At 65.9% G+C, this 1,887-nt stretch carries 3 protein-coding genes; 2 read left to right on the forward strand and 1 reads right to left on the reverse strand.

Annotated elements, in window-relative coordinates; all coding sequences use genetic code 11:
• Together PGX04_RS19855 and PGX04_RS19860 are read left to right on the forward strand one after the other, a co-directional pair.
• Positions 1-915: (Fe-S)-binding protein (locus tag PGX04_RS19855; protein ID WP_377043108.1), on the forward strand; the 915-nt coding region annotated here is incomplete at its 5' end.
• 60 nt (positions 916-975) lie between these two features.
• Complete coding sequence (locus PGX04_RS19860; protein ID WP_273740099.1) at positions 976-1,161, forward strand: hypothetical protein; 186 nt, start codon at positions 976-978, stop codon at positions 1,159-1,161.
• Between the two features lie 97 nt (positions 1,162-1,258).
• Here PGX04_RS19860 and PGX04_RS19865 read toward each other — a convergent pair.
• Positions 1,259-1,887 (reverse strand): tRNA-dihydrouridine synthase (locus PGX04_RS19865; RefSeq protein WP_273740100.1); only part of this gene is annotated, 629 nt, incomplete at its 5' end.

Here is a 1,887-nt window from a genome sequence, read left to right on the forward strand (position 1 = left end):
AACCGCGCCACGAAACTGCCGGGTGCGCGGACGGCCCTCGAGAAAACGGCCGGGATCGCGGCCGATCGGACGCTGCCGACGTTTCGGCGTGAGTCGCTGGTCGAGTGGTTCGAGTCGCGAGGCCCTCGCGTCGATCCCGAGGCAGCCACTGCGGGCGTCGTTCTCTTCCCCGACACGGACACCAACTACTCTCATCCGGCGCTCGGGAAGGCCGCCGTCGAGGTGCTCGAAGCCGCGAACATCCGCGTCGCGATTCCCGATCTCGGACCGACTGGCCGGGCGGCGTACTCTACGGGGATGCTCGAGGCCGCCGCCGAACGGGGCGAAGCGTTACTCGAGGACCTCGAACCCTACCTCGAGCGCGGCTGGTCGGTCCTGTTCGTCGAGCCCTCCGACGCCGCGATGGTGGTCGACGAGTACCGCTCGCTGCTCGCGGACGATCGAGTCGACGCGCTCGCGGCGAACGCATTCGGCGTCTGCGAGTACCTTGACCGGAACCGGCTGGACGAGGAACTATCGTTCGATCGGACCGAGACCGAAGCGGCGCAGTTGACGTTCCACGGCCACTGCCACCAGAAGGCCCGCGGCGCGGACCACCACGCGGTGGGCGTTCTTCGGCGGGCGGGCTACGCCGTCGATCCCGTCGATTCGGGCTGCTGTGGCATGGCCGGTAGTTTCGGCTACGAGGCCGAACACTACGACCTCTCGAAGGCGATCGGCTCGTTGTTACGGGATCGACTCGAGGAGAGACGAACCCGCGGCTTCGAGCCCGACAGGGCGGAGACGGGCGAACGCGACGGGACGACTGTCGTGGCACCCGGTACCTCCTGTCGGACGCAGATCGGCGACTTCGAGGGGTACGATCGGCCGGTACATCCCGTCGAGTTGCTCGCTCGCGGTCTCGAGACGGAGTAGCGGATCCAGTTCGGCGAATCGTCATCACAAGGTACTTGATTTAATGCTTCGAGTGTCGGGATGATAATCGGCGCTGCACTCCAGCGGTTCGCGATACTCGTGATGCTGTTCGGTGGCGTTCTCGAACTCAGTACAGGCGGAACCGGAATGGGGATCCTGATATTTGCGCTTCTCGTCGGCGCAGTCGGCTTACTCCTCGAACTGTTTCCCCAGGTGACCGATAGAGAGGCATCTACTACCGAGTAGGACTCAACAGCTGATAGCACGGCACTCTGACGGTTCCGTGACGATCACGAGTCCCCGTCTCAGTCAGAGAGCACCCGCCACGAGAATGGGATCGCGACTATCGGATCGTCTCGAGCTCGAACTGCCGGTCGACGGCCGCGCGAACCCGCTCGAGCACCGCTGGATTGTCGCTGGGACGGCCGACGCTGACCGCGTCGGCACCGTACTCGACGTACTCGCGGACGGTCTCGTCGTCGCGGACGCCGTTGTTGGCGATTACGAACAGCTCGGTCGCGTCCACCACGTCGGCGATGACCGATTCTGTGTCCATCGCGTCGACGTGGACGAAGTCGGCTCCCGCGCGCTCGAGATCTCGAGCCAGTGCTGGCAGGTCGACGCTGGGAACCTCGGCGCGGACTTTTACGCCGACGGTCACGCCAGCCTCGGCCGCTTGTTCGACGTATTCCGCGAGTCGGTCGCCGTCCCGCAAGAGCGTCTCGCCGCAGCCGACGGCGCAGAGTTCGTCCTGTCGGCAGTGGGCGTTGATCTCGAGGAGGGCGTCCCGGTCACGGCAGACGCGGGCGGCCTCCGCAATCGGTTCGGCAGTCGCACTTCGGACGTTGAACGCCGGCTGGATCGGGACGGTCGCGAGCGCCTCGAGTTCGCGGTCGATGAACGCCAGCGGATCGTCCGGCAGGAACTCGGTTCGGTCGCGTTCGACGAGGTCGCGGGCGGCCGCTCTCGAGT

This window comes from Natrinema soli (assembly GCF_028618695.1).